Here is a 23,617-nt window from a genome sequence, read left to right as displayed (position 1 = left end):
GGCAAAAATTTCGTTATTTAGTTGTTCTAAATGAGAAATTTTTAACGCAGTTAGCGACAGGTTTGATCCCTCAAAATGATTAAGTATTATTGCGGGTTGGTATTAGCTCGCGAGCGCTGCTTTCACTTTATCGCGATAGCTACGGCTTACTTTTAGTTCTTGGCCGTTATCTAGCACTAAAAGATACTCACCGCTTACTTGAGTTACAAGTTTGCTAATTTGCTTAGTATTCACAATGGCACTGCGATGAACTCGCACAAATAGTTGTGGATCAAGCTCTTGTTCAAGCTCTTTCATTGTTTTACGAAGGATATGCGTTTGCCCATCTTGGCAATGAAGACACATATAGTCACCAGCCGCATCAACCCATTGAATTGTAATAACAGGCACACGAACAATCTCGCCCTGCTCTTTTACAGCTAATGATTCTGGATAACGACGGTCAGCAAGGCTATCGCCAGTTGCTAACTTCTTTAAAATTTCTTCGCAATTATTGCCTGTAATACCTGCAACAAAGCTCGCTAGTTTTTTCTTATGGGCGTTATCTTGTTGCGTTTTTAAATAGGTATGCACTTTTTCTACCGCCTGTTTTAGTCTGTTGTCATCGACTGGTTTAAGAATATAATCCAACGCATGAATCTCGAATGCTTTAACTGCAAACTGGTCAAAAGCCGTTACAAACACAATAGCAGGTAATGGATTTACGCTCTCACTAAGTGCTCTTGCAACTTCAAAACCGTTCATATTTGGCATTTGAATATCTAAGAAAACCAATTGAATATTGCCCGATAAGCATTCATCAATTGCTTCTTGACCATTGCTACATAAACGAATGACTTCTAAATCGTCAAACTCAGAAAGTCGAACTGCTAAGCCTTTTCTTGCTAGCGGTTCATCATCAACGATCAAAGTTCTAATTTTGCTCATTTCTTAACAGCCTTTTCAAACGGAACGCGCAGATTAACTTTTAATCCACTTGGCGTATTGTCAGAGAGAACAAACGAGTAGTTGTTCTCATAAAGTGTTTTTAAGCGGTCCTGTGTATTAGCTATGCCAACGCCTTGAGAATTAACCAGTTGGCCATTTTTAAGCTCAGTACCAGGACCATTATCGCCTACTTCCAATAATAGTTCATTTGCAAAAACTTGTGCTTTAATATCAATCACACCACCTTCATTTAGTTGCGCTATCGCATACTTTATCGAGTTTTCGATAATAGGTTGGAGGATCAAGCTTGGTACCAAGGCTTCTTTTGCCTGCTCGCTTACATCTACATTAACTTGTAAACGTTCATCAAAGCGTACTTTTTCAATTTCTAAGTACAGCATGAGGGCATGAATTTCTTGCTCTAATGGCACCTTTTTTATTGGGTCTGTATTGAGTGTGTATCGTAAGAAGTCACTCAATTTTGACACCATTAAATTTGCATCTTTGTTCTCTTTTACCAAAATTAAGGTTGAGATTGCATTTAGGGTATTAAATAAAAAGTGCGGATTAAGTTGATAGCGCAGCATTTTCAGCTGAGCTTCGTGAGCCATAGTGGTTGCTTTGAGGGCCTTTTGTCGCTCACTTTGCAATAGCTGGTAATACTTAATACCAAAATACAAACCACTCCAACAAAGAATGATATAAACCGAATCTAACCCTTGTTGAAAGTAATAAAACCATTCATTTGGACGGTAACCGTGACGGTAGATTTCCCATAAATTGAATTTTTGTACAACGGCCCATAATGTGCCTGTGACATAGGAAGCACCAAAAACGACAAGCATTAATACCCAAGGTGAGGCATTCCAAACTTTACGATACATATAACGTAAAGGTACTGTCATTAAACAGCCTGCATAAGCGTTTAGTACAATAACAAATACGTAAATATCACGCATTTCAAAGACTTTTGAGCCGATATAATTAACTAACGCATAACCTATCCAGCCTGCAATTTGCAAAACCCAGAAAAAGCGTTGTCGATTATCAACTAATGATTGCCAATTCAAAATATCAGATTACCTTTCATAATTATTTTTATTATACCGATAGTCACGAGAACAAAGCACTGCCGCCTATCTTAATTTTTTATAGCCTTACCGCATTCTTCAGACATTAAAAAAGCGAAGGCCACAACAGCCTTCGCTTTTTCTCTGCTTTATTTTTAAGCTAGTTTATCTGAAGCCACTTTATAATTTGGATCTTCAATCACATTCACTTCAACTAAATCACGCGCATTGTGTAATAGTTGAATACAATCAGGGCTTAAATGACGTAAATGCAGTTTCTTACCCACTTTTGCGTATTTGTCTGCAAGACTGTCAATCGCTTCAATCGCACTGTGATCAGCAACACGGCTATGTTTGAATTCAATGATCACGTCTTCTGGGTCATTTTTAACATCAAATAGCTCGGCAAAGTTCTTAACCGAACCAAAGAATAAAGGACCATGAAGCTCATACACTTTAGAGCCTTGCTCATCGATGTAATTGCTTGTGTAAATGTGTTTCGCATGCTGCCAAGCAAAAACTAAAGCCGAAACAATGACACCCACACATACTGCGATCGCAAGGTCTGTTACTACGGTTACACCTGAAACAAGCACAATAACAAAAGCATCAGACTTAGGTACACGCTTCATCATTTTGAAGCTTGCCCACTCGAAGGTACCAAGTACAACCATGAACATAACGCCAACTAAAGCAGCTAGTGGGATCATCTCAATGAGGCTGGCTGCAAAAATAATGAATGCTAGCAGTATTAATGCTGCACTAATACCAGATAAACGTGAGCGACCACCTGAATTAATATTGATCATAGATTGACCAATCATCGCACAACCACCCATTGCACCAAAGAAACCACAGGTAATATTTGCAGCGCCTTGACCAATACACTCTTTATTACTGTGACCTCGGGTTTCAGTAATTTCGTCAATTAAGGTCAGTGTTAATAACGATTCAATTAAACCAATTGCCGCTAAAACTAACGCATAAGGGAAGATAATTTTTAATGTTTCAAGATTAAATGGCACCATTGGAATATGGAACTCAGGCAAGCCACCGGCAATTGTTGCTTGCTCATTGCCTGTCATTCCTTTTAAGAAATCAAGTACAGTGCGCGCTTCTAAATCAAAGCCAATCACAATCGCTGTTACAGTAACAATGGCAGCTAACGATGAAGGTACAGCAGTGGTTAGCTTAGGTAAGAAATGAATAATAGCCATAGTTAACGCTACTAAGCCAAGCATAATATAAAGTGCTTGCCCTTCCATCCACTGTTGGCCGCCCATCCCGTCTGGTACTTTAAATTGCCCAAGTTGAGCTAAGAAAATAACAATCGCAAGACCATTTACAAAGCCCAGCATTACTGGGTGCGGAACCATGCGAATAAACTTGCCGAGCTTGAAGATACCTGCGAGTACTTGCAGTATCCCCATCAATAACACGGTAGCAAATAAATACTCTACACCATGATCTAAAACTAAACTTACCATTACAACGGCTAGTGCACCGGTAGCACCAGAAATCATACCTGGACGACCACCAAAAATAGCCGTAATTAAGCCAACAATAAATGCGGCATATAAACCAACCAAAGGCTCAACATTAGCAACAAAAGCAAACGCAACCGCTTCTGGTACCAATGCCAACGCAACGGTCAAGCCTGATAGAATATCGTTTTTAGCAGAGCTTGGCGCTTTGCTGAGTAAGTTAAACATTAAGATCCTCTTTATAGTGAATGCATTTCGGCAAGGCGCAGAATTCTAGCAAAATCCGCAAAAGTTAACAATTATTAACAACAAAACGGCTAGTACCTAAAAGCACTAACCGTTTTCGAAAAAATAAAACGTAGTAGAAAAAGATTAAAGAGGTAAAGACGTACTACGCTTAACGCATGTCATGGTCACATTTGAGTGAACTTCTTGAACAAACTCAAGGTTTAGTAGGTTATCACGAACAAACTGCTCATACCCTTCAATACCTTTTGAAATAATTCGAAGCATGAAGTCCATGGTACCCGCCATGCTGTAACACTCGGTTACTTCATCATAGCTCATAATTAAACGCTCAAACTCAGCTAGATTCGTTCTACCGTGGTTAGATAGACGAACATGGGCATAGACCAACATATCAAAGCCAAGCTTTTTCTCGTCAAGCAAAGCAACTTTACCTTTGATATAGCCATCTTGCTCAAGCTTAGCAATACGACGCCAACATGGAGATTGAGATAAACCAACTTTATCGGCAATTTCTGCCGTAGATAAGCTAGCATCCTGCTGTAATAATGCCAAAATTTGGCGATCTACTTGGTTCAGAGACATTTTATTTCTTTTTCTGTAAAAATACTGGTTAAATTATATAACTGATTTAAAAATCAGTCTGCCTATTTTCTACTATTTATGCAAAAAAATTGCAATTTTATACCGTTCCACTTACAAACTACTTAACTATTGTTACACGTTGGCATTAACCAAAACGTCCGCTAATAAATGGATTTGTTTTTCGCTCATGCCCTACGGTGGTATTCGGACCGTGGCCTGGCAAAATAGCAACTTCATCAGAGAATGATAAAATCTCCGACTTAATTGATTCGAGTAATTGCGCACTATCCCCTTTCGGGAAGTCAGTACGACCAACAGAGCCTTGAAAAATCACGTCACCCACTATCACCTGTTCTGAACCTTGGTGGTAAAAAACAACATGACCAGGCGTATGCCCTGGGCAATGGCGTACAGATAGTTCAAGTTCACCTACGGTGATTGTATCGCCATGATTTAGCCACTTCGTTGGATAAAATGGTGTAATTGGTGCAAAACCAAACATTTGCGCTTGCATTGGCAAGGCATCAAACCAAAATTTATCATCTAAATGTGGGCCAATGATATCAACGCTAAAATGCTCTGCGAGTTGCTTTGCAGCGCCCACATGGTCTAAGTGACCATGTGTTAAGTAAATTGCCTCTAATTGGCAATTTAAAGCAGCAAGTTCTGCTTGAAGTTTGTCTGCATCGCCACCTGGGTCAACCAAGGCCGCTTTATTCGTTTGCTCGCAAATGATAATGCGGCAATTTTGCGCAAAGCCAGTAACAGGAACAGCAATCACTTTCATGTTATTGTCCTTTTTGTAACTGTTCAAACGCCATTAAAATTGGGTATTTTAAATAGCCTTGATCATAAAACGGTGTACGCTCATAGAGCCAATGCAAGCGAGCATCAGCATCTTTTGCAAAGTTTTTATCTTCACGAATTTTTTTATCGAACTCTAAAGCCAATGCAGGTTTTTCTTTAAGCATTTGTCGTGCATAAGGCATTAAAGCGTAATTCTCAACGTATTCAGTGCGCTGAAAAATAGTATTAAACTCGCCCCAAGCAAAGAATGAATCTGGCGCTTCTGGGTGTAGTAAGTGTGTAGCCAGTTCTGAGTATGGCTGCTCAGTTGAGACTTTGTACCAGCCGGTCATATCGACATTTTCTACAGTATTGTAATCAAATGTCGCCTCTACACGAAAACGTCCTTCAAAAGGTGCTTTTGCAAATGAGTAATCAGCAACGCTTGCTTGGGTTAATGGCTCAGAAACAGAACCATTCAACGTCGTTACCTCTACGCCGTGTAATTTAAGCTTACTTACCAATTGGCTGTACGCCGGCGGAATATAAAACGCAGCAGGAACGTTAACGGTCTTTTTAACTTCTTTTTGCCAAAAAACCGGTAATGCGTCATAGTTTTTAGCTTCACCTAAATATTTAACTTCAGGTTGCCCTGACAATGCGCTTTCAGTTCTTGAATAAGCGATCCCTTTAAATTCGATGGTATCTGGCTCTTTAGCATAACCGCGTTCAACAACTAATTGTGTCGGTTTAAAATCGAGCTCTTTTTGAACCGCTTCATTAAGGGCTTTATCGTTTGCAGCTAAAGCGTCAATAGCACCATCAATAAATACATAAGTACCTAATACGCGCTGCTTATAAGGTTTTAAAGAGTGGTTCTCAACTAATATTGTTGGTAATGAACGTAAATCACCCCAACCATTTGAAAAACGTGGTGTTGCCACCCACCCCGCTAAACCTTTTTTAAATTCGCGCTTGTCCATTACAAAAACCAGTGGACCTGGTATATGCCCTGCTTTTTCGAGTTTGGCATCAATAACAGGTTTAAATAGATTATCTAACGCTTGTGACACACTTGGTGATTCACTAGAAAAAACCGGATTATAGCCGTAGGTAACATCATATTGGTAATCAGCGCCATCGGTTACATGGACATCCACGTATAAATCTGGCTTAAATTGATTAATAACCTGCATCACACCGCGTACTTCGGGTGTATCAAGCTTAGTGTAATCACGATTTAAATTTAAATTTAGACCATTCGTTCTAAAGCCCATTTCTATCGGGCCACGCTGATTAATACGGTTGTATTGGCTACTGCGCTCGTGACCATCAACATTTAAAATAGGAATAAACAGAATATTGACTTTGCTCAGAATATCGCGGCGTTTACCTGTTGCAATATCGCGTAGCAACATAAACATGGCGTCTTTGCCATCAATTTCACCACTGTGAATGCCTGCTTGAATGAAGATGGTTGGTTTTGTATCAGCAACAAGTTGTTTTGCATCAAACAAACCTTGCTCATTCGCCACTAACATCTTAACCGCACGACCCGAACTGCTTGTCGTAATAGTCGTTACTTTGAATTGTGTTGGGTTTGCGGCAACAAGGCGATCTACAAACGCCATAGTGTCTGCATAATCAGGCGATAAAGTGCCTTCGCTTAATTCAAAATCTGTGGTTAAAGGTCCTTTTTCTTGCATTAAAGACACACTATCGCCTTGCCATGGCAACAGTGGGGGTAAGTGGCTGTCTAAAGTTACTGCAGCAGATAAAAACACTAAACTCGCAAACATATCACTCTCAAGTGCGGTACTTATTCTATATTGGGGAAATTATAACAACTAATCTGAATGGATTGCGTAAACTGCGGTGATTCAACAAAAAAATGGAGCAAACGACATACGCTATGCAAAATCGTTGTTAGTTATGAATATTAATTAAGATCAAAAAAAGGAGCACTAGGCTCCTTTTTAAACTTTATGAAAAGCGAAATTAAGCCGCTAGGCCTTCTTTTGCTTTTGCAACAAGCGCTGCGAATGCAACTTGGTCATAAACAGCGATATCTGCAAGGATCTTACGATCGATTTCTACAGAAGTCTTTTTAAGACCATTGATAAAACGGCTGTATGAAAGACCGTTTTGACGAGCTGCTGCATTGATACGTGCAATCCAAAGTTGACGGAAAGTACGTTTCTTAGCACGACGGTCACGGTAAGCGTATTGACCCGCTTTAGTAACTGCCTGGAAAGCTACGCGGTAAACACGTGAACGTGCTCCGTAGTAACCTTTAGCTTGCTTTAAAACTTTTTTGTGACGTGCACGTGCGATAACACCGCGTTTAACTCTTGCCATTTCTGAAGACTCCTATTAAGCGAATGGTAACATACGTGAAACTAGACCATGGTCATTCTTATGAACCATCATCTTAGGACGTAAGTGTAATTTACGCTTAGAAGTTTTCTTAGTCAGAATGTGACGAAGATGCGCTTGTTTACGCTTGAAACCGCCAGAAGCAGTTTTCTTGAAACGCTTAGCCGCGCCTCTGTGAGTTTTTAGCTTGTAAGCCATTGCAATAACTCCAAATGTATTGCTTAAAAATTAGCAAGCAGGCGAGAGATATAAAAATAGCTCTACTTTTAAGGCCTAACTTACTGCCATAGTCCGGTGAAGGCTCACTACAAAAGCAGTGCAACCTTACTTATAACCGGTTATTTCAGGTGAACAGTAAACTGTTACTTGCAGACCTGAAATAAAATCGGTGCGTAATATACCCTGTTTATTGCTTTTTAGCAATAGGTGCCATCATCATAACCATCTGGCGACCTTCAACACGATTTGGGAATGATTCAACTTGTGAAACATCTTCTAAATCGGCTTTAACACGGTTTAATAATTCGATACCAATTTCTTGGTGAGCCATTTCACGACCACGGAAACGGATAGTGATTTTAGCTTTATCACCCGCTTCTAAGAACTTGCGTAAGTTGCGTAGCTTAACCTGGTAGTCACCTTCATCCGTACCTGGACGGAATTTGATTTCTTTAACCTGGATTTGCTTTTGCTTTTTCTTTTGTTCTTTTAGTTCTTTGCTTTTTTCAAAGATGAACTTACCGTAGTCCATAACCTTACAAACAGGTGGCTCAGCATTAGGACTGATTTCTACAAGATCTACACCCGCATCATCAGCGATAGCTTGCGCCTCTTTTAATGACACGATGCCAGCTTGCTCGCCGTCGATGCCAATTAAACGAACTTCTTTAGCTGTAATATCTTCGTTGATACGATTTTTTTGAGCTGTTTGTTGCCCTTTCTTGCCGCCTCTAATGGTACGATCCTCCAAGAATATAAAATAAAAAGCGTGTAGTTGGCTGTTTGTTTTGCCCTACACGCTCATGATTTATTGTCGATTTTTAATTTCTTCGCTTACTTTAGCAACGAAATCATCAACACTAAATTTGCCTAGGTCTTCACCTGTGCGAGTGCGTACTGCCACTTCTTGTTGTTCAACTTCTTTATCGCCAACAACAAGTAAATATGGAATACGTTTTAACGTATGTTCACGGATTTTAAAGCCAATCTTCTCATTTCTCAAGTCAGCAGCGGCTCTAATTCCAAGTTTATTTAATTTTTGTACAATTTCTTGCACATAATCTGCTTGTTTATCCGTGATGTTCATGATCACAACTTGCTTAGGAGCAAGCCACGTTGGGAACAAACCAGCGTATTCTTCAGTTAAAATACCGATGAAACGCTCAATTGAACCTAAAATTGCGCGGTGGATCATAACTGGTGTACGACGTTCGTTATTTTCAGCAACATAAGTTGCACCTAAACGACCTGGTAATGCAAAGTCTAGCTGTACAGTACCACATTGCCATGCACGGTCTAAACAGTCATAAAGTGTAAACTCAATCTTAGGACCGTAGAATGCACCTTCACCTGGTAGGTAATCAAACTCAATGTCGTTTGCTTTTAATGCATCAGCTAGCGCAAGCTCAGCTTTATCCCACATTTCATCTTCACCGATACGCTTTTCTGGACGAGTAGATAGTTTTACAACGATCTTCTCAAAACCAAACGTTTCGTATGTGTCGTAAACCATTTTGATACATGCAGAAACTTCATCCATGATTTGCTCTTCAGTACAGAAGATATGCGCATCATCTTGAGTAAAGCCACGTACACGCATTAAGCCGTGTAATGCACCTGATGGTTCGTTACGGTGACAACAACCAAACTCAGCCATACGTAATGGAAGATCACGGTATGATTTTAAACCTTGGTTAAAGATTTGTACGTGACCCGGACAGTTCATTGGTTTGATTGCGTATTCACGCTTTTCAGATTCAGTTGTGAACATCGCATCTGCGTATTTGTCCCAGTGACCTGATTTTTCCCATAAACCACGGTCCATCATTAATGGGCCTTTAACTTCTTCGTAATCGTACTCACGTAATTTTTCACGAACGAAGTCTTCTAGTTCACGGTAAATGCTCCAGCCATCATTGTGCCAAAACACCATGCCTGGTGCTTCTTCTTGCCAGTGCCATAAATCAAGCGCTTTACCAATACGACGGTGATCACGTTTTTCAGCTTCTTCTAAGCGTTTTAAATACGCTTTAAGTTGCTTTTTATCTGCCCATGCAGTGCCGTAGATACGTTGCAGCATCTTGTTTTCAGAATCACCGCGCCAATAAGCACCTGCCACTTTCATGATTTTGAAATGTTGACAGAACTTCATGTTTGGAACGTGTGGCCCACGACACATGTCGATGTATTCTTCGTGATGGTATAAGCCTGGACGATCATCTTTCGCGATGTTCTCGTCTAGGATTTCCATTTTATATGTTTCACCACGCGCTTCAAAAGTATCGCGTGCTTCTTGCCAGCTTACGGTCTTTTTAACAACGTCGTAGTTTGTTTTAGCAAGCTCAAGCATGCGCTTTTCGATAGCATCTAAATCATCTTGGCTTAAAGAATGTTCCATATCGATATCGTAATAGAAACCGTTATCGATGGTCGGACCGATTGCCATTTTTGCTTCAGGGAAAAGCTGCTTAACTGCATGACCAATAAGGTGCGCACATGAGTGACGGATAATCTCTAAACCATCATCATCTTTTGCTGTGATAATTTCTAAACGCGCATCTTCAGTGATTAAGTCACATGCATCAACACGAGTACCATTAACACGGCCTGCAATCGTTGCCTTGGCAAGACCTGGACCGATATCGCTCGCTACGTCATATGTACTTACTGGGTTTTCAAAACTACGCTGACTGCCGTCAGGGAGGGTAATAACTGGCATTATAAATCCTTAATACAGTGGTGATGCCTACAATGCATCACATGTAATATTTTTAAAAAAATTTTATGTAACTCTGCAACGCTTTTACGAATAAGCATTGCTATTTAAGCTTGTATTTACTGAGTCTTCGCAAATACAAGCAGCTATTGTCGCCGCTCACGTTCTCAAATACAAGTAGTTAGAAGACTAAATTGACAATTAGTTAAGTCATTTCATACTTAGTGAGTCAGTACTTTTAGAGTGATGAAAATGCCAAACACGCGTACGTTCAAATTCGCAACGTTTAATTTATTAAATTACACCGCGCCCCCCTACTCGTTTTACCAGTTACATGAACGCTATAACAATACGCAATGGCAGCAAAAACAATTGTTTGTAGCTAATTTCTTAAATGAGGCAAACCCTGATGTGGTGGCGTTTCAAGAAGTGTTTAGTCAGCATGCTCTAGAAGTGCAATGCAAAGAAGCGGGATATGATTATTTTAAAACGGTCGATAGCCCGTCCCATGATAGCCTTTATCCGCAAGTGTTATTCAATCCTGTGGTTGCGATTGCCAGTAAATACCCGTTTAAATCGGCCGATGCATTGACACCATGCCCTGAATTACTTGAGTACTTAAACAATCAAAATGAGTTCAAATTTAACCGCACCCCGATTAAATGCATGATTGATTTACCTGATTTTGGTGAAGTCTGCTTTTATGTTGTTCACTTTAAGTCACAACGTGTGCAATCAATGGCGCATATTCTTAATATTCATAACCTTGAAGATCCGTTGCTGCAGTTGTTACACCAGACGGTGGGTACCATGCAGTCGCAAATATCGCGTTCATTGGAAGCATCTATTGTTTATTATGATGCGCTAAAAACCCAACGCGAAAAGCAATGTGCAACGCTCGTTATGGGTGACTTTAACGATGTACTTACTAGCCCTACTTTATCGTTTATGACACAAGGGTTTCATCCTACACGCTGTGAGCCCTGCATAGAACATAACGAACCCGTTGTTGGCCTAACCGACAGCTACGAGTTTAGTCGGTCGTTTTATGATGAGAAAAACAAACCCTTTAGCCATTATTACCAAGGTAAAGGTAATGTACTAGATTATATTCTTGCCTCTGCACATTTTAATCCCGACTGCCAAGTTTCAAAGGTGAAAGCGCTCGACTATGAAAGTTATGACAAGCATATTTCCCCTACACAACTGACCGAAGACATTAGTGTAAGTGACCATAGTGTTATCGCTATAAAAATTCATTTTTAAAGCAACTGATTTTCATAACGTTACTTGCTATAATTGCGCAAATTAAGTTATTTAGAGAATGACCATGAGAACATGCGGTGTAGAAATTACAGGTAGCGACGTACTACTGTGTATTTTAACCAAAGACAATGACGTATTTGATATCCGTGATGTCAGACAAACACGTTTTACCTTAGGTAACGGTAATGACACAGAAGTAATGCGTAAATTCCAATTTGATTTCAAAAAATTAATGGAAGATTACCAAATTGACTCTGTAGCAATCAAAGAGCGTCAAGCAAAAGGTAAGTTCGCTGGTAGTGCGAAAGGTTTCAAAATGGAAACGGCTATTCAGTTAATTGAGCGTTTAGATGTGCAAGTTTTATCTGCAACTGAAATCAAAGAGCAGCTTAAGCGCAACCCAGTGCCTATTGATTTTGAAGACACAGGCCTAAAAAAATTCCAAGAAAACGCATTCATTAGTGCTTACGTGTACATCATGCGTAAAACTTATAAGCAAGATGAGCCAAAAGCTTAATTGCTGCTTATTCTTAAAAAAACGTGCTACGGCACGTTTTTTTATACCTCAAAACCCATTCTTTATTCTGCTTTATTAAAATTACACTCTGTACATTAGTCTTATAAAGCTTTTCTTTGTCGACAATCTATGTTTAGTTAATCAGGTACGCATGTTTTGAAATCATCCTAATTGATTGTTTCAATTCTTTTGCATCAAGTCCATGACAACAAATTAACCGGACACGGAGAATACAATGCAGACAAAGAACACACACTGTAATGCGCTTCCACTTACTCAAAGCTATTATCAAGGCCGTACAGACATTCCATTGATAGAACAAACAATTGGACAGTACCTTGACAATATTGTCGACAATCACCCTAATCACCCCGCAATTGTGGTTCATCATCAACAGATCCGATTAACCTATAGACAATACCAGCAGCAGATTAACCAGTTAGCAATGGGATTATTATCACTTGGCGTAAAACCTGGCGACCGGGTTGGTATTTGGTCTCCTAACAATATTGAATGGTGCTTAACCCAATTTGCTACAGCCAAGATTGGTGCAATTATGGTGTGCATCAACCCTGCATACCGACCAAGCGAATTAAAATACGCACTCAATAGTGTTGAGTGTTCAACACTTATCACAGCAAGTGAATTTAAAGCCAGTAATTATATAAGCATGCTCTATGAGCTCGCACCGGAACTTAAAGATTCACAAGCAGGTGAATTAAATTTAAACGCCCTGCCACATCTAAAAAATATAATTCGTATTGGTGATGAGCCTGCTACTGGCATGTTTAGCTTCAACGATATCATGCAGCGCGCAACAGATGCCCATAAGCTAGAGCTTGATGCAATAGCTGCTACTTTAAGCTGTGACCAAGATATCAATATTCAATTTACTTCTGGTACTACGGGTAATCCAAAGGGAGCGACCTTATCGCATAAAAACATCCTCAATAACGGATTTTTGATGGCCCAAGCGATGAAGCTGACACATGAGGATAAACTCTGTATTCCTGTACCGCTATATCACTGCTTTGGTATGGTGCTTGGCAATTTAGTATGTATAAGTAAAGGCGCCACCGCAGTTTTTCCGGGTGATTCATTCGACCCTAAAACAACCCTAGAAGTTGTTGAAAAGGAACGCTGTACAGGCCTGCATGGTGTTCCAACGATGTTTATCGCTGAGTTAGAGCTTAAAGACTTTGCAAACTATGACTTAACTAGCCTACGAACAGGCGTGATGGCCGGCTCAACCTGCCCTGAACAAGTCATGCGAAAAGTACACTCATTAATGCATATGAAAGAAGTTGTGATTGGTTATGGCCAAACTGAGTGTAGCCCTATCAATAACGTGACCGAAACAGACTCGCCTCTTGAAAAACAAGTCACCACAGTGGGCCGTGCATTAGCCCATACTGAAGTGAAAATTATCGACGAGCTGGGTGATGTTCAAAAAGTCGGCATACCGGGTGAAGTATGTAGTCGTGGTGCTGGAATTATGCGCTGCTATTGGAATGATGAAGAGAAAACGAAAGCAACAATTGATCAAGACGGTTGGTTACACTCTGGTGACTTAGGTGTGATGGACGAAGATGGCTTTGTTGCTATTGTTGGCCGAATAAAAGACATGATCATCCGTGGTGGTGAAAACATTTACCCAAGAGAAATAGAAGAAGTTCTCTACACCTACCCTGGTATTCAAGATGCAGCCATATTTGGCATTAGCGATGAAAAATACGGTGAAGAAGTATGCGCTTGGATCCAACCTAAAGATGATGCAGTACTTGATGAAAATGCCATTCGTGATTTCTTAAAAGACAAACTAGCCTATTTCAAAGTACCAAAGCACATCCGCTTTGTTGAAGAATACCCTATGACAGTAACAGGCAAACTTCAAAAGTTCAAAATGCGTGAACAAATGCAAGAACTCCTAAGCGAAAAAGCCTTTTCGTAATCATTTACTTGAAAAATACTCTCAAATTTCAAACAAGCTCAGCACCGCTGAGCTTTTTAATTTATTAAGACACCCATATTATGAAAAGATATTAAGACACCCATATTAAATTAAGACGCCCATATTTATTTAAGGAGTTAACCGAGCTTCATATCTAAAGAATAAATTTAAGAAGACACCCAACTTAATATTTCTCACTTCACAAAATTATGACTAAACTTAAATTGTTCAACTCATGGAGGAGAAGAGCATGGCAACCCCACGTAGAAACTTAATTAGCGTTTCAAACACACCTTACTATCACTGCATTTCACGCTGCGTTCGTCGCGCTTATTTGTTCGGGCAAGATCCACTAACGGGTCGTTCATATGAACACCGGCGAGATTGGGTTGAAAACAAACTACTTCAACTTGGACGAATATTTTGTATTGATATTTGTGCCTACGCTGTAATGAGTAATCACACTCATCTGGTTCTTCACATTGATATAGCAAAAGCTAAGCGTCTAAATAATAAAGCGATTCTAATTAGGTGGCACAAGTTATTCAAAAGTACATTCCTATGCCAACGATTCTTAAATGGCGAATTGCTAACAAAAGCTGAGCTCGCTGCGGTTAATACCAGAGTAAATTTATATCGAGAACGGCTCAGCAGTATTAGCTGGTTTATGCGAGTTCTTAACGAGAGTATTGCACGAAAAGCGAATCTAGAGGATGAATGTAAAGGACGATTTTGGGAAGGTCGCTTTAAGTCACAAGCTTTACTTGATGAAGCAGCACTTGCCGCTTGTCTTGCCTATGTAGATTTAAATCCTGTTAGAGCAAAAGCGGCTGATTTACCTGAGCAATCTGACTACACCAGTATTAAATCTAGAATTAATGCAGCTCAAAATAATAAGCAACCGAAATCGCTTATGCGCTTTGCAGGTAAACCTCGTAAACATATGCCTAAGGGAATACCATTTGAACTCAAAACATACCTTCAACTTGTTGATTGGACTGGGCGTTCAATACGAGATGACAAGCCTGGGACAATCCCAGAGGAGGCATTACCAATACTTGAAAGGTTAAACATTTGTACTGAAAACTGGCTCACACTCACCACTTCCTTTACCCGCTCGTTTAAAAATACAGCGGGTAAAGAGCAAGCTATAACTGAGTATGCAAAACACATGAAACGAAAGAGAAGAAGCTCAATAACTAATAGCCAAGCTTTGTTTTGCTAAACACTTAACTTTTCATTTACTACTTTTATTCATCTATTTTAAAAAATAGAAAATTTCTACGTACTGAATTTAATCTCATCTAGAATTAAATAACTAATTTTTAAATTTAAATAACAACAAAGAACTAAACATAATTTGTACATAAATGAAGTCAACCAAAAGCTGTGGCTATCTAGCTTTTAACTACCAAAATTGGGTGTCTTTTTATAAAAATGGATGTCTCTTTAATTCGTTTTATAAAAATGGATGTCTCTTTAATTCGTTTTATAAAAATGGATGTCTCCTTAATTCGTTTTAAAAAAATGGATGTCTTTTATTTATTACACAACTCCTTGTTTTAACATAGCATCTGCAACTCGTTCAAAACCCGCTATATTCGCACCAAGTACCAAGTCGTGTTCATGGGAGTACTGCTTGGCGGTAGCTGAAATTGTATCGAAAATAGACTTCATAACTTGTTGAAGTTTCTCATCAACTTGCTCAGCTCGCCACTTTTGCATACTGGCATTTTGAGCCATTTCAAATTGACTGGTAGCAACTCCACCAGCATTTGCAGCCTTACTTGGCCCTAAAAATACATCATTGTCTTTAAATACTTTTAACGCATCAGCTGTGGTCGGCATGTTTGCACCCTCGCACACAACAGAGCAGCAATTTTCAACCAAAGCTTCAGCATCTTTTTCGGTAATTTCATTTTGGGTTGCGCAAGGAAGTGCAATATCTGCCTCATATCGCCATACATGATGTCCGTCGCTAGGATATTGATTTACAGGCGTAAACTCAGCATCTTTGTGTTCATTCAAATAATCCCTAAGCTCAGCACCTCGTTCATTTTTTAAGTGTTTTACGAGAGCCACATCAAGCCCATCTTTACAATATAAGGTCCCTTTTGAATCACTACAACTAAGAATAACAGCATCGTATTGGACAAGCTTTTCCATCAAATACAATGCTACGTTACCAGCACCAGACACTAGGCATCGCTTACTTCTTAAAGAATCACCTTTAGCATCTAGCATGGCACTTAAAAAATATGCAACACCATAGCCAGTTGCTTCTGTTCTCAGTGAAGAACCTGCCATAATCTCAGGCTTACCAGTTAGTACCCCTTCAAATTGATTAGTGATCCGTTTATATTGACCAAATAGATAACCAATTTCTCTCGCCCCAACGCCAATATCACCAGCAGGAACATCTGTGTTAGCACCTATGTGACGATAGAGTTCAGTCATATATGACTGACAAAAACGCATAATTTCATTGTCACTTTTTCCTTTAGGGTTAAAGTCAGCACCGCCTTTAGCGCCTCCTAATGGCAACCCTGTGAGTGCATTCTTCAAAACTTGCTCAAAGCCTAAAAACTTCACCACACTTTGATTGACACTCGGGTGGAACCTCAAGCCCCCTTTATAAGGGCCTAGAGTTGAGCTAAATTCGATTCTAAAACCACGATTAACTTGCACTTTGCCGTCATCATCAAGCCAAGGAACCCTAAATATTGCTTGCCTTTCAGGCTCAACTAACCTCTCTAGAATTGCCTGCTGTTGATATTCACTGTTACCTTCTACTACCTGATTTATTGATGAAAGCACTTCTTCAACAGCTTGATAAAACTCAGGCTCATTTGGATTAGACTCTTTAACTGATTGCAGTACCTCTTCGATATATTGCATTACAAAATCCTCTTTCAAGCTGTTGAAAATATTCAGTCTATTAGAATTAAACTGACTAAGACATAATATCGATCACTCATGTTTAACGAATAGTGAACACCGCTGATTGCTCCCCATCATATTGCCACTCAAAACGCAGTGGTTCATTTTGAGAATCATAAAACCAAACTTCTGCCACAAGCTCTAAGGCACTATTTGCCAGCATCACAGTCGACGTTAATTTGCTTTGTTTTAGAGGTGCCCGCAATAAGCATTGATCGTAATCAGCCTTATTATCATCGCCTTTCAAGCAGATATTTAAATACGCTCTGCTATCACCCATGTTCAAATCAACATCTATGTTTAGTTCTATCTTGCTACTTAAATCAAATTGAGGAGCAATCGTTAGATCTGCCATTGTCTCTGTTTCCACACTCGTGTCAGGAGGTGTTGTTTCTGGTGGCGGCGTGCTTGTGGTGGGTGTCTGCGTAACAGTTGTGCTTACCGATTCAGTTGAAGAGCTACCTTCTCCACCGCCACCACACGCAGATAACATTAAGCTAATGATTAATAAAGTATAATGTTTCATGACTATTCTCCTCGTAGAATAACATTTGCAAGTTTTGCATTATTAAACCAAAGCGGCTTTTCCCGTCCCTCTGATTCAGCAAATGATCTAAAGTCACTATACGCATGTGTTATATCAACACTCTCTTTTGGATGCGCCCATGAACTGCCAATCTCCATTGCCCAAGGGAGACCCGTTTCAGTTTGGAAATAATAACTTTGAGCACTATTACTGGCATCATCAGAGTCAGTGATTGAAAATAACTGTGAATTGAATTTTTCGGTTGGTTGTTGATTCTTAATATGAACTTCCCAACCACGTGGGTTTTGTCCAACTAAAAACTCACCATGGTAGTGATCTTGAGCCGCGAAAATAAATGGGTCTAAAGTATATTTTGGCGCTTCAATTGTGGTCACTCCACTTTGAAGTGAAACGGTTAAACTAAACGAAACTTTGCTGTTGGTATCACAGCCTGTTTCAGTTCTAAAATAACTACAACTTGACTGCTTATCTGCATAATCCCAAGTGTCTGGCATGATAATGAAAATAGCATCTTCAACCCCTTGTTCTAATATAGAATGTGATTGTGTTTCGCCATTTATCGTTAAATTAATTGAACTTGTATCTATCTGACTTCTTAATATTCGTTTATCAACATCATCGGCTATCGTTTGATACAAACGAACTGCAAAGCCATTATGAAAATCAGCACCAATTCCAACCAACTCCCCTTCTATTTTGTAACCAATGGCCTGACCTTCTTTATCAATCAATGTAGTACGGTAATTTACAACTAAATCGTTAAAGTCATAATCACCAGCAAAAGGCCATTGATCTTCATAGGCAAGGGTTACCCAGCCATTCTCACTTGGGTATACCAAACTTCCATATGTTGTTACCGGGTAATCCTCGACTTCGCCGCCTGTTACCCCACCACTTGCGGTAATTGGGTTAGCCTCGCTGCCATCGGTTACACGAAAGCGTGCCCATGTTGCTCCCATCACAGCATCACTCGGTACATCAACCAGCACACTGTTATCACCTTGATTTAAGCTGTATTTACTTACTGTGATTTCGTCTGGATCAAACTGGAAATTTTGGTCCCAATCGAACCAAGCATATAAATAACCATTATCATTAGGTGCGGTCACTATTATCTGGCTGGTAGAGCCTGCAACAAAATCAGTGACAAATTTAACCCCATCATCTGAGCTATCGACGGGTGAAGCCTGTAAATCTGCAGGAGTGTTAATGTTTTCACCATCAACAACGGCTCCTAAATAAACTAAATTTGATTGGTCTTCATTAGGGTCAAACAGATGGCGGGCACCACTATCAGCAAGCGCTGTTTTATATGGCATAGGGGCATCGCCAAAGTCGATTGAGTTATCAGTTACTTTTACTTCTGCAATAGCACAGCGTGCACCATCATTTTGATTCGATGTTGGCCCTAAGGTGAACACTGCAGCGGTAGGTGTATAACCAACCACAGGGCTGGTGCTTAAATCTACTTTATGGATTTTACCGCTGCGATTATTACTAAAATAAAACTGACCTTGTACATCAAAATAACCAGCACCATTAGCACCGGTATCGCCGGCTATGTCGAGGTTAGCGACAAAAGTGGGTGTCTGATTATCTAAATTGATTTCATAAAGGTCGCCGTTTGACTCAACCGCATACAAAAGATTGCTTTGTGGATGAAAAGCAAAATCATAAATAGCTAAATTCCAGTTAGCTGAGCCTGCAACTAATTGCGCCTGATACTCGTCGGCCTCTTCAGTTAAATCAATGCCATATAGACCAAATTTAGGGTGGTATAAATAGTAAACCGCCTGATTAGTTTCACTACTTACATGAATATCACCAACATAAAAATTGGTATCTGGTAGACCATTTACAATCAAACGCTGTAAAACATAATCATCACCAATACGTACAACACTTCTCGGGGCTTGTTTGCTAAAGCCATACATGTACTGGTCTTGATAATTAAAGCCAACCGCATTTACGCTGTCGTTATTCGCCTCTGTTGTAAAATCCATTGACGCTGCAAGCACGGTGGTTTTGGCAGAAACTAGGTCAACGCCAAACATTTGCGCAGGCGAACCTTGAATCAAAAATGCTTTACTCGGGCACTGTTCAAATGGTGCAGCACTTACAAAGCCTGTTGCAAGTGCGGTTATTAGGTAAGCGGGTATGTTACTTTTCATAATTACACTCTCCTGTGGATGTGTTATTACTCAAAGCAGTAACCATTCCAAAATATAACTCACGCTATAACAAGGTGTTATGAAAAATCAGACTGAGTATTTGCAAGATGCAAGAGGCATAGTTGCATAATGCAATTCTTTTTAGCTATAAAAGCAAATCATTCCCACTTAAAAGAATGACATGCTAGACTAGTTAGGAATAAAAATAATAATAAACCCCACTATGAAACTTAAAGCCTCTGTAATTCTGTGCTTTGCCTTATCAATGAACAGTGCTTTTGCATCAACACTGCAACAAAACATTGATGAAGCCAGAACAATCAGTGACTACCAAAAACGATATGACTATTTAAAAGCCATCGATAAAAAGCTTATTGAGTCTGCCAGCCTTGCAGAACAAGTAAGTTATAACGTTAGATTAATTCACGTTCACATACACCTCGGCCAATTTCAACAAGCGCAAACTATCATTGATGAACTTGAAGCAAGCCCTAAATACAAAAGCGACGCCCCCATTTACAGCGAGTTGTATCTAGCGAAAGCGCGGTTGGCATATAGAAAAAGTGACTTAGAAACCGCAATTTATTTATCGCAACAAAATGTCGCCCTATTTCAGCGCTTACAACTTACCCATTATGAAATTGATGCCGTGGCGAGTCTTGTCAGTGCTTATCATAATGCTGGCGAGTATCAAGCAGCCTTAAACTTGCTTGAAGTTTATATTCACGACAACAATCGCGAATTAACCTTAAAGCAAAAAGAAATGCTCTATCATGGTTATTCGCGTAATCTTGAACAGTTAGACCGCTTAACGCTTGCACTCGAATATAAGCTAAAACGCCGTGAAGTTATTCATCAGATGTCGCCGTCTATCTCGTTACAAGCTGGCATAAGTTATTCAATTGCCCAAAGTTATTTAGATTTAGAACAATACGAAAAAGCAAAGAGCGAATTTATTATAGCCCTTAGTTTTGATAGGCAAACGGGTTCACTTTCTGATATCGGACATAGTTTAGTTAAACTATCCCAATGCGAATATGGGCTAAAAAACTACGATGCAGCACTTGAATACGCACAAGAAGCTCAACAGGTGTTCGCAAGTTATAACAGCGCACGAAATACAGCCTGGGCAAACCATAATATTGCGATAAATTTGCTCGAAGTCGATAAAGCAACTCAAGCATTAACCATTGAAAAACAAGTGATCACTGAACTCAAGCAAGACGATCACTTATATATTGATGTATTACTCACATTAGCAAAGCTATACATTGGCTCTACTGAGCACGAACAAGCTGAACATTTTGCTGAGCAAGCCTACAATTTAAGCAACCAAAAAAATAAGCTGCAAAAGCAAATCACAGCCCTAGAACATTTGATCACTGTGGCAGTACAACAAGCTGATTACAAACAGGCATTGTCGTACCAACGGACTATTACAGAGCTTGAAAAAGGTTTTGCCCGCAACAACTACAATCAACGTTTAGCGGAGCTGCAAAACTCCATTGCGATGCGCGACCGTGATTTGGCCATTCAAGATTTAAAGCTCCAAGACAATGAAAAAAGCCAAGCAATTGCTTCACAGCGCCAAACGATCTTATACAGCATTTTATTATTTAGCCTGCTTTTAGCTGTAATGGGCATTGCTTTATTAAGAATAAGACAGAGAAAACAGCTTATTGAACAGCGCCGAAATTATCTAGATAAACAAATCAGTCAACGTAGTAAGTTATTATCACAAGTTGCTCACGAGTTAAGTGGTCCATTAACCGGGTTGCGCTTACACCTTGAAACGCTCCAAGCAGGCCTCACACAATTTAATGAGCTTACATACGAAAAGCTCAACCAAAAAATCACCGACATGGCAACTTTAGTGACTGATTTAAATAAAATTTCACTTTTAGAGCAAAGTAGCTTTCAGCTCAACGTAGCAACAATTAATGCAGCTGAGTATTTCCAAAGTTTACACGCAGATATGCTGATCCAGCTTGATAAATTTGAAGTGGGTTTCACACAAAATATTGCTGATGAATTTAGTTTAGAGTGTGATGCAACACGGCTTTCACAGTTATTTGCCAACTTAATCAGTAATTCGCTTAAGTACACAAATCACCCTGGTAAGATTAATTTGACGATTAGCCAAAACCAAACACAGCTCTTAATCTGCTATGAAGATTCAGCCCCTGGCGTCAGCGACGAGAGTTTAGCAAAGATTTTTGACCATCTTTATAGAGTGCCAGACTTAAAAACAGTAAAACAATCAGGTTCAGGAATTGGGCTTGCGATAGTAAAACAAATTGTCGAAGCCCATAACTGGCGGATTACAGCAGCTCATAGCGAACTGGGTGGTGTCCGCTATGACTTAACGATTCCTATTTAGTTGATTTGTCTGGCCATTCGAACGCGCCAACATCACCAGGAAAGACAACTGGTGATTCAATACCGTCTTTGTTTACAGCGGCAACACCAAAATAGTAGTTATCGATAACAACATTTTTAAGGGTTGCTTCGGTTACATTGCCAACATCGCGGCTAAATTGCCATTCTGGCTCACTCGTGTAACGCCAATAGATTTTATAACTGACCACCGTTGGATTATCGCTTTTATGCCACGCTAATGTTGTACTTGGTTTTACTGCACCTGAAATACTAACGCCCGTTGGTGGCGCTGGAGCCCATGCCATTGAAGCCATTGTCACTGCATTAAGTGACGTTAACTTCGCCGCATAGGCAAAATCAACATGGTCAATGGTGTCACCGTAGGTAATACCATCTTCAGTACGCAAGTCTTGATGCTGTTGATTATAGTTTTCGTTGGTTTCCATTATACGCACAGCTGCAAAGCCAACATCGTTAAATGGACGGTGATGCCCTCCTCGACCAAAACGATCGAGTCGATATACCAACATGGTATCCAGATTTTCAATGTAGCGATCTGCGATTGTATCTATGTAACGCGCTAGGTTACGGCTTGCAGAGTCAACTTCACCACCTGTAAAACGGCGTTTATGGGCTTGCTCTTTGGTTTCAATAACGCGTGTACCTTCAGAAAAAATACGTGCAGTTGTGTTATCTGTTACCCCATTAATGCCGGTTGAATTTCCAATCATGTCATTGTTTAAAACACCATGAACACGCCAGTTATGCTCTTGTGCATATTTAGCTAAAATTTTACCGCCAAACAAGCCTTGCTCTTCACCAGATAAAGCTGCATAAACAATTGAGCCATTAAATTTATACTTTGATAAAACACGCGCCGATTCCAGCACGCCAGCCACACCAGATGCATTATCGTTAGCCCCTGGCGCATCTGAGGTATAGTCCATTACATCTGACACTCTCGAGTCAATATCACCCGACATCATAACCATTCGGTTCGCATCAACTTGACCGCGCTGAATAGCCACAATATTGACAACTTCAACCGGGTTTGGAATACGCTTTTCACCGGAAATAGTGTCTTTTACTTCGATGATTTCTAGGCAGTTACCGCAGGCTTTAGAAATCGCCTCAAACTCAGACTTGATCCAACGTCTTGCAGCACCAATACCACGTTTATTTGATTTCGTCTCAGATAGAGTATGGCGAGTGCCAAAATCAACCAGCGTTTGAATATCTTGCTCTATACGTGCTTTAGAAACGGCATTTGCAATATCATGCAAAGCTTGTTGATCTTTATATTGAGGTGTTGTGGCATGAGCTGCCGAGATCAATAACAGCGATGAGCTAAACAAAGCACCCGTTGTTGTTATTATTTTACGCTTAAACATAGTTTCACTCCTTCAATGAATCATTAAAGGCTAACTAATATTTCAT

At 39.9% G+C, this 23,617-nt stretch carries 19 protein-coding genes; 5 read left to right on the top strand and 14 right to left on the bottom strand.

Annotation, left to right across the window (positions count from 1 at the left end):
• Positions 1 to 102: 102 nt before the first annotated feature.
• The 10 genes from PASHI_RS08820 to thrS all read right to left on the bottom strand — a co-directional run bounded on the left by PASHI_RS08820 (position 103) and on the right by thrS (position 10,412).
• Positions 103 to 927 (bottom strand): LytR/AlgR family response regulator transcription factor, encoded by an 825-nt coding sequence (locus PASHI_RS08820; protein WP_054554883.1) that lies wholly within the window; start codon positions 925 to 927, stop codon positions 103 to 105.
• Positions 924 to 1,997, bottom strand: a complete 1,074-nt coding sequence (locus tag PASHI_RS08815) for a sensor histidine kinase (protein ID WP_054554884.1) — start codon at positions 1,995 to 1,997, stop codon at positions 924 to 926. The genes PASHI_RS08820 and PASHI_RS08815 overlap by 4 nt, the downstream gene beginning before the upstream one ends.
• A 155-nt stretch (positions 1,998 to 2,152) precedes the next feature.
• Positions 2,153 to 3,709: a SulP family inorganic anion transporter gene (locus tag PASHI_RS08810; protein ID WP_062565307.1), complete on the bottom strand. Its 1,557-nt coding sequence runs from the start codon at positions 3,707 to 3,709 to the stop codon at positions 2,153 to 2,155.
• Positions 3,710 to 3,853: 144 nt separating this feature from the next.
• A complete protein-coding gene (locus PASHI_RS08805) occupies positions 3,854 to 4,312 on the bottom strand; it encodes an Lrp/AsnC family transcriptional regulator (protein ID WP_036968198.1) in 459 nt (152 codons plus the stop codon).
• Between the two features lie 145 nt (positions 4,313 to 4,457).
• Positions 4,458 to 5,099 (bottom strand): MBL fold metallo-hydrolase, encoded by a 642-nt coding sequence (locus tag PASHI_RS08800; protein ID WP_062565306.1) that lies wholly within the window; start codon positions 5,097 to 5,099, stop codon positions 4,458 to 4,460.
• Position 5,100: 1 nt separating this feature from the next.
• Entirely contained in the window at positions 5,101 to 6,897 is a 1,797-nt protein-coding gene (locus PASHI_RS08795; RefSeq protein ID WP_062565305.1) for a M14 family metallopeptidase, read from the bottom strand.
• Positions 6,898 to 7,096: 199 nt separating this feature from the next.
• Positions 7,097 to 7,456, bottom strand: a complete 360-nt coding sequence (gene rplT, locus PASHI_RS08790) for a 50S ribosomal protein L20 (RefSeq protein WP_036968189.1) — start codon at positions 7,454 to 7,456, stop codon at positions 7,097 to 7,099.
• Positions 7,457 to 7,471: 15 nt separating this feature from the next.
• On the bottom strand, positions 7,472 to 7,672 hold the full coding sequence (gene rpmI / locus PASHI_RS08785) for a 50S ribosomal protein L35 (protein ID WP_054554888.1): 201 nt from the start codon (positions 7,670 to 7,672) through the stop codon (positions 7,472 to 7,474).
• Between the two features lie 208 nt (positions 7,673 to 7,880).
• Entirely contained in the window at positions 7,881 to 8,444 is a 564-nt protein-coding gene (infC, locus tag PASHI_RS08780; RefSeq protein ID WP_082389338.1) for a translation initiation factor IF-3, read from the bottom strand.
• 57 nt (positions 8,445 to 8,501) lie between these two features.
• A complete protein-coding gene (gene thrS / locus PASHI_RS08775) occupies positions 8,502 to 10,412 on the bottom strand; it encodes a threonine--tRNA ligase (protein WP_054561407.1) in 1,911 nt (636 codons plus the stop codon).
• A gap of 249 nt (positions 10,413 to 10,661) precedes the next feature.
• Here thrS and PASHI_RS08770 point away from each other — a divergent pair, with 249 nt between their 5' ends.
• The 4 genes from PASHI_RS08770 to PASHI_RS08755 all read left to right on the top strand — a co-directional run bounded on the left by PASHI_RS08770 (position 10,662) and on the right by PASHI_RS08755 (position 15,368).
• Entirely contained in the window at positions 10,662 to 11,675 is a 1,014-nt protein-coding gene (locus PASHI_RS08770) for an endonuclease/exonuclease/phosphatase family protein (RefSeq protein ID WP_062565304.1), read from the top strand.
• A gap of 64 nt (positions 11,676 to 11,739) precedes the next feature.
• Complete coding sequence (locus tag PASHI_RS08765; protein WP_054561405.1) at positions 11,740 to 12,192, top strand: DUF3010 family protein; 453 nt, start codon at positions 11,740 to 11,742, stop codon at positions 12,190 to 12,192.
• Between the two features lie 235 nt (positions 12,193 to 12,427).
• The gene (locus PASHI_RS08760; RefSeq protein ID WP_062565303.1) at positions 12,428 to 14,143 is read left to right on the top strand and encodes an AMP-binding protein; all 1,716 of its coding nucleotides are present in this window, start codon (positions 12,428 to 12,430) and stop codon (positions 14,141 to 14,143) included.
• A gap of 250 nt (positions 14,144 to 14,393) precedes the next feature.
• Positions 14,394 to 15,368 (top strand): transposase, encoded by a 975-nt coding sequence (locus tag PASHI_RS08755; RefSeq protein ID WP_062565302.1) that lies wholly within the window; start codon positions 14,394 to 14,396, stop codon positions 15,366 to 15,368.
• A 320-nt stretch (positions 15,369 to 15,688) separates the two neighbouring features.
• On the opposite strand, the gene gdhA is transcribed toward PASHI_RS08755, so the two are convergent.
• The 3 genes from gdhA to PASHI_RS08740 form a co-directional block, all read right to left on the bottom strand.
• Positions 15,689 to 17,041 (bottom strand): NADP-specific glutamate dehydrogenase, encoded by a 1,353-nt coding sequence (gdhA, locus tag PASHI_RS08750; RefSeq protein ID WP_062565301.1) that lies wholly within the window; start codon positions 17,039 to 17,041, stop codon positions 15,689 to 15,691.
• A gap of 82 nt (positions 17,042 to 17,123) precedes the next feature.
• Positions 17,124 to 17,609: a hypothetical protein gene (locus PASHI_RS08745; protein ID WP_062565300.1), complete on the bottom strand. Its 486-nt coding sequence runs from the start codon at positions 17,607 to 17,609 to the stop codon at positions 17,124 to 17,126.
• A gap of 2 nt (positions 17,610 to 17,611) precedes the next feature.
• Complete coding sequence (locus tag PASHI_RS08740; RefSeq protein ID WP_062565299.1) at positions 17,612 to 19,801, bottom strand: LruC domain-containing protein; 2,190 nt, start codon at positions 19,799 to 19,801, stop codon at positions 17,612 to 17,614.
• A gap of 223 nt (positions 19,802 to 20,024) precedes the next feature.
• On the opposite strand from PASHI_RS08740, the gene PASHI_RS08735 reads away from it, so the two are divergent.
• The gene (locus PASHI_RS08735; RefSeq protein WP_062565298.1) at positions 20,025 to 22,181 is read left to right on the top strand and encodes an ATP-binding protein; all 2,157 of its coding nucleotides are present in this window, start codon (positions 20,025 to 20,027) and stop codon (positions 22,179 to 22,181) included.
• Here the strand turns inward: PASHI_RS08735 and PASHI_RS08730 are convergent.
• Positions 22,174 to 23,571, bottom strand: a complete 1,398-nt coding sequence (locus tag PASHI_RS08730; RefSeq protein WP_062565297.1) for a M28 family metallopeptidase — start codon at positions 23,569 to 23,571, stop codon at positions 22,174 to 22,176. The two genes, PASHI_RS08735 and PASHI_RS08730, sit on opposite strands and share 8 nt — an antisense overlap.
• Between the last annotated feature and the right edge of the window lie 46 nt (positions 23,572 to 23,617).

This window comes from Pseudoalteromonas shioyasakiensis (assembly GCF_001550135.1).
Lineage (GTDB): Bacteria > Pseudomonadota > Gammaproteobacteria > Enterobacterales > Alteromonadaceae > Pseudoalteromonas > Pseudoalteromonas shioyasakiensis.
The sequence above is the reverse complement of the archived record's forward strand: the minus strand, read 5'-3'. Positions and strand labels throughout refer to the sequence as shown.

What these genes read in the sequence shown, in the direction of transcription:
- PASHI_RS08805 (WP_036968198.1), bottom strand. Translation starts at nt 4,312, where the DNA reads ATGTCTCTGAACCAAGTAGATCGCCAAATTTTGGCATTATTACAGCAG.
- PASHI_RS08745 (WP_062565300.1), bottom strand. Translation starts at nt 17,609, where the DNA reads ATGAAACATTATACTTTATTAATCATTAGCTTAATGTTATCTGCGTGT.
- rpmI (WP_054554888.1), bottom strand. Translation starts at nt 7,672, where the DNA reads ATGGCTTACAAGCTAAAAACTCACAGAGGCGCGGCTAAGCGTTTCAAG.
- PASHI_RS08735 (WP_062565298.1), top strand. Translation starts at nt 20,025, where the DNA reads ATGAAACTTAAAGCCTCTGTAATTCTGTGCTTTGCCTTATCAATGAAC.
- gdhA (WP_062565301.1), bottom strand. Translation starts at nt 17,041, where the DNA reads ATGCAATATATCGAAGAGGTACTGCAATCAGTTAAAGAGTCTAATCCA.
- PASHI_RS08755 (WP_062565302.1), top strand. Translation starts at nt 14,394, where the DNA reads ATGGCAACCCCACGTAGAAACTTAATTAGCGTTTCAAACACACCTTAC.
- PASHI_RS08730 (WP_062565297.1), bottom strand. Translation starts at nt 23,571, where the DNA reads ATGTTTAAGCGTAAAATAATAACAACAACGGGTGCTTTGTTTAGCTCA.
- PASHI_RS08760 (WP_062565303.1), top strand. Translation starts at nt 12,428, where the DNA reads ATGCAGACAAAGAACACACACTGTAATGCGCTTCCACTTACTCAAAGC.
- PASHI_RS08770 (WP_062565304.1), top strand. Translation starts at nt 10,662, where the DNA reads ATGCCAAACACGCGTACGTTCAAATTCGCAACGTTTAATTTATTAAAT.
- PASHI_RS08765 (WP_054561405.1), top strand. Translation starts at nt 11,740, where the DNA reads ATGAGAACATGCGGTGTAGAAATTACAGGTAGCGACGTACTACTGTGT.
- PASHI_RS08740 (WP_062565299.1), bottom strand. Translation starts at nt 19,801, where the DNA reads ATGAAAAGTAACATACCCGCTTACCTAATAACCGCACTTGCAACAGGC.
- PASHI_RS08795 (WP_062565305.1), bottom strand. Translation starts at nt 6,897, where the DNA reads ATGTTTGCGAGTTTAGTGTTTTTATCTGCTGCAGTAACTTTAGACAGC.
- PASHI_RS08800 (WP_062565306.1), bottom strand. Translation starts at nt 5,099, where the DNA reads ATGAAAGTGATTGCTGTTCCTGTTACTGGCTTTGCGCAAAATTGCCGC.
- rplT (WP_036968189.1), bottom strand. Translation starts at nt 7,456, where the DNA reads ATGGCAAGAGTTAAACGCGGTGTTATCGCACGTGCACGTCACAAAAAA.
- PASHI_RS08820 (WP_054554883.1), bottom strand. Translation starts at nt 927, where the DNA reads ATGAGCAAAATTAGAACTTTGATCGTTGATGATGAACCGCTAGCAAGA.
- thrS (WP_054561407.1), bottom strand. Translation starts at nt 10,412, where the DNA reads ATGCCAGTTATTACCCTCCCTGACGGCAGTCAGCGTAGTTTTGAAAAC.
- PASHI_RS08810 (WP_062565307.1), bottom strand. Translation starts at nt 3,709, where the DNA reads ATGTTTAACTTACTCAGCAAAGCGCCAAGCTCTGCTAAAAACGATATT.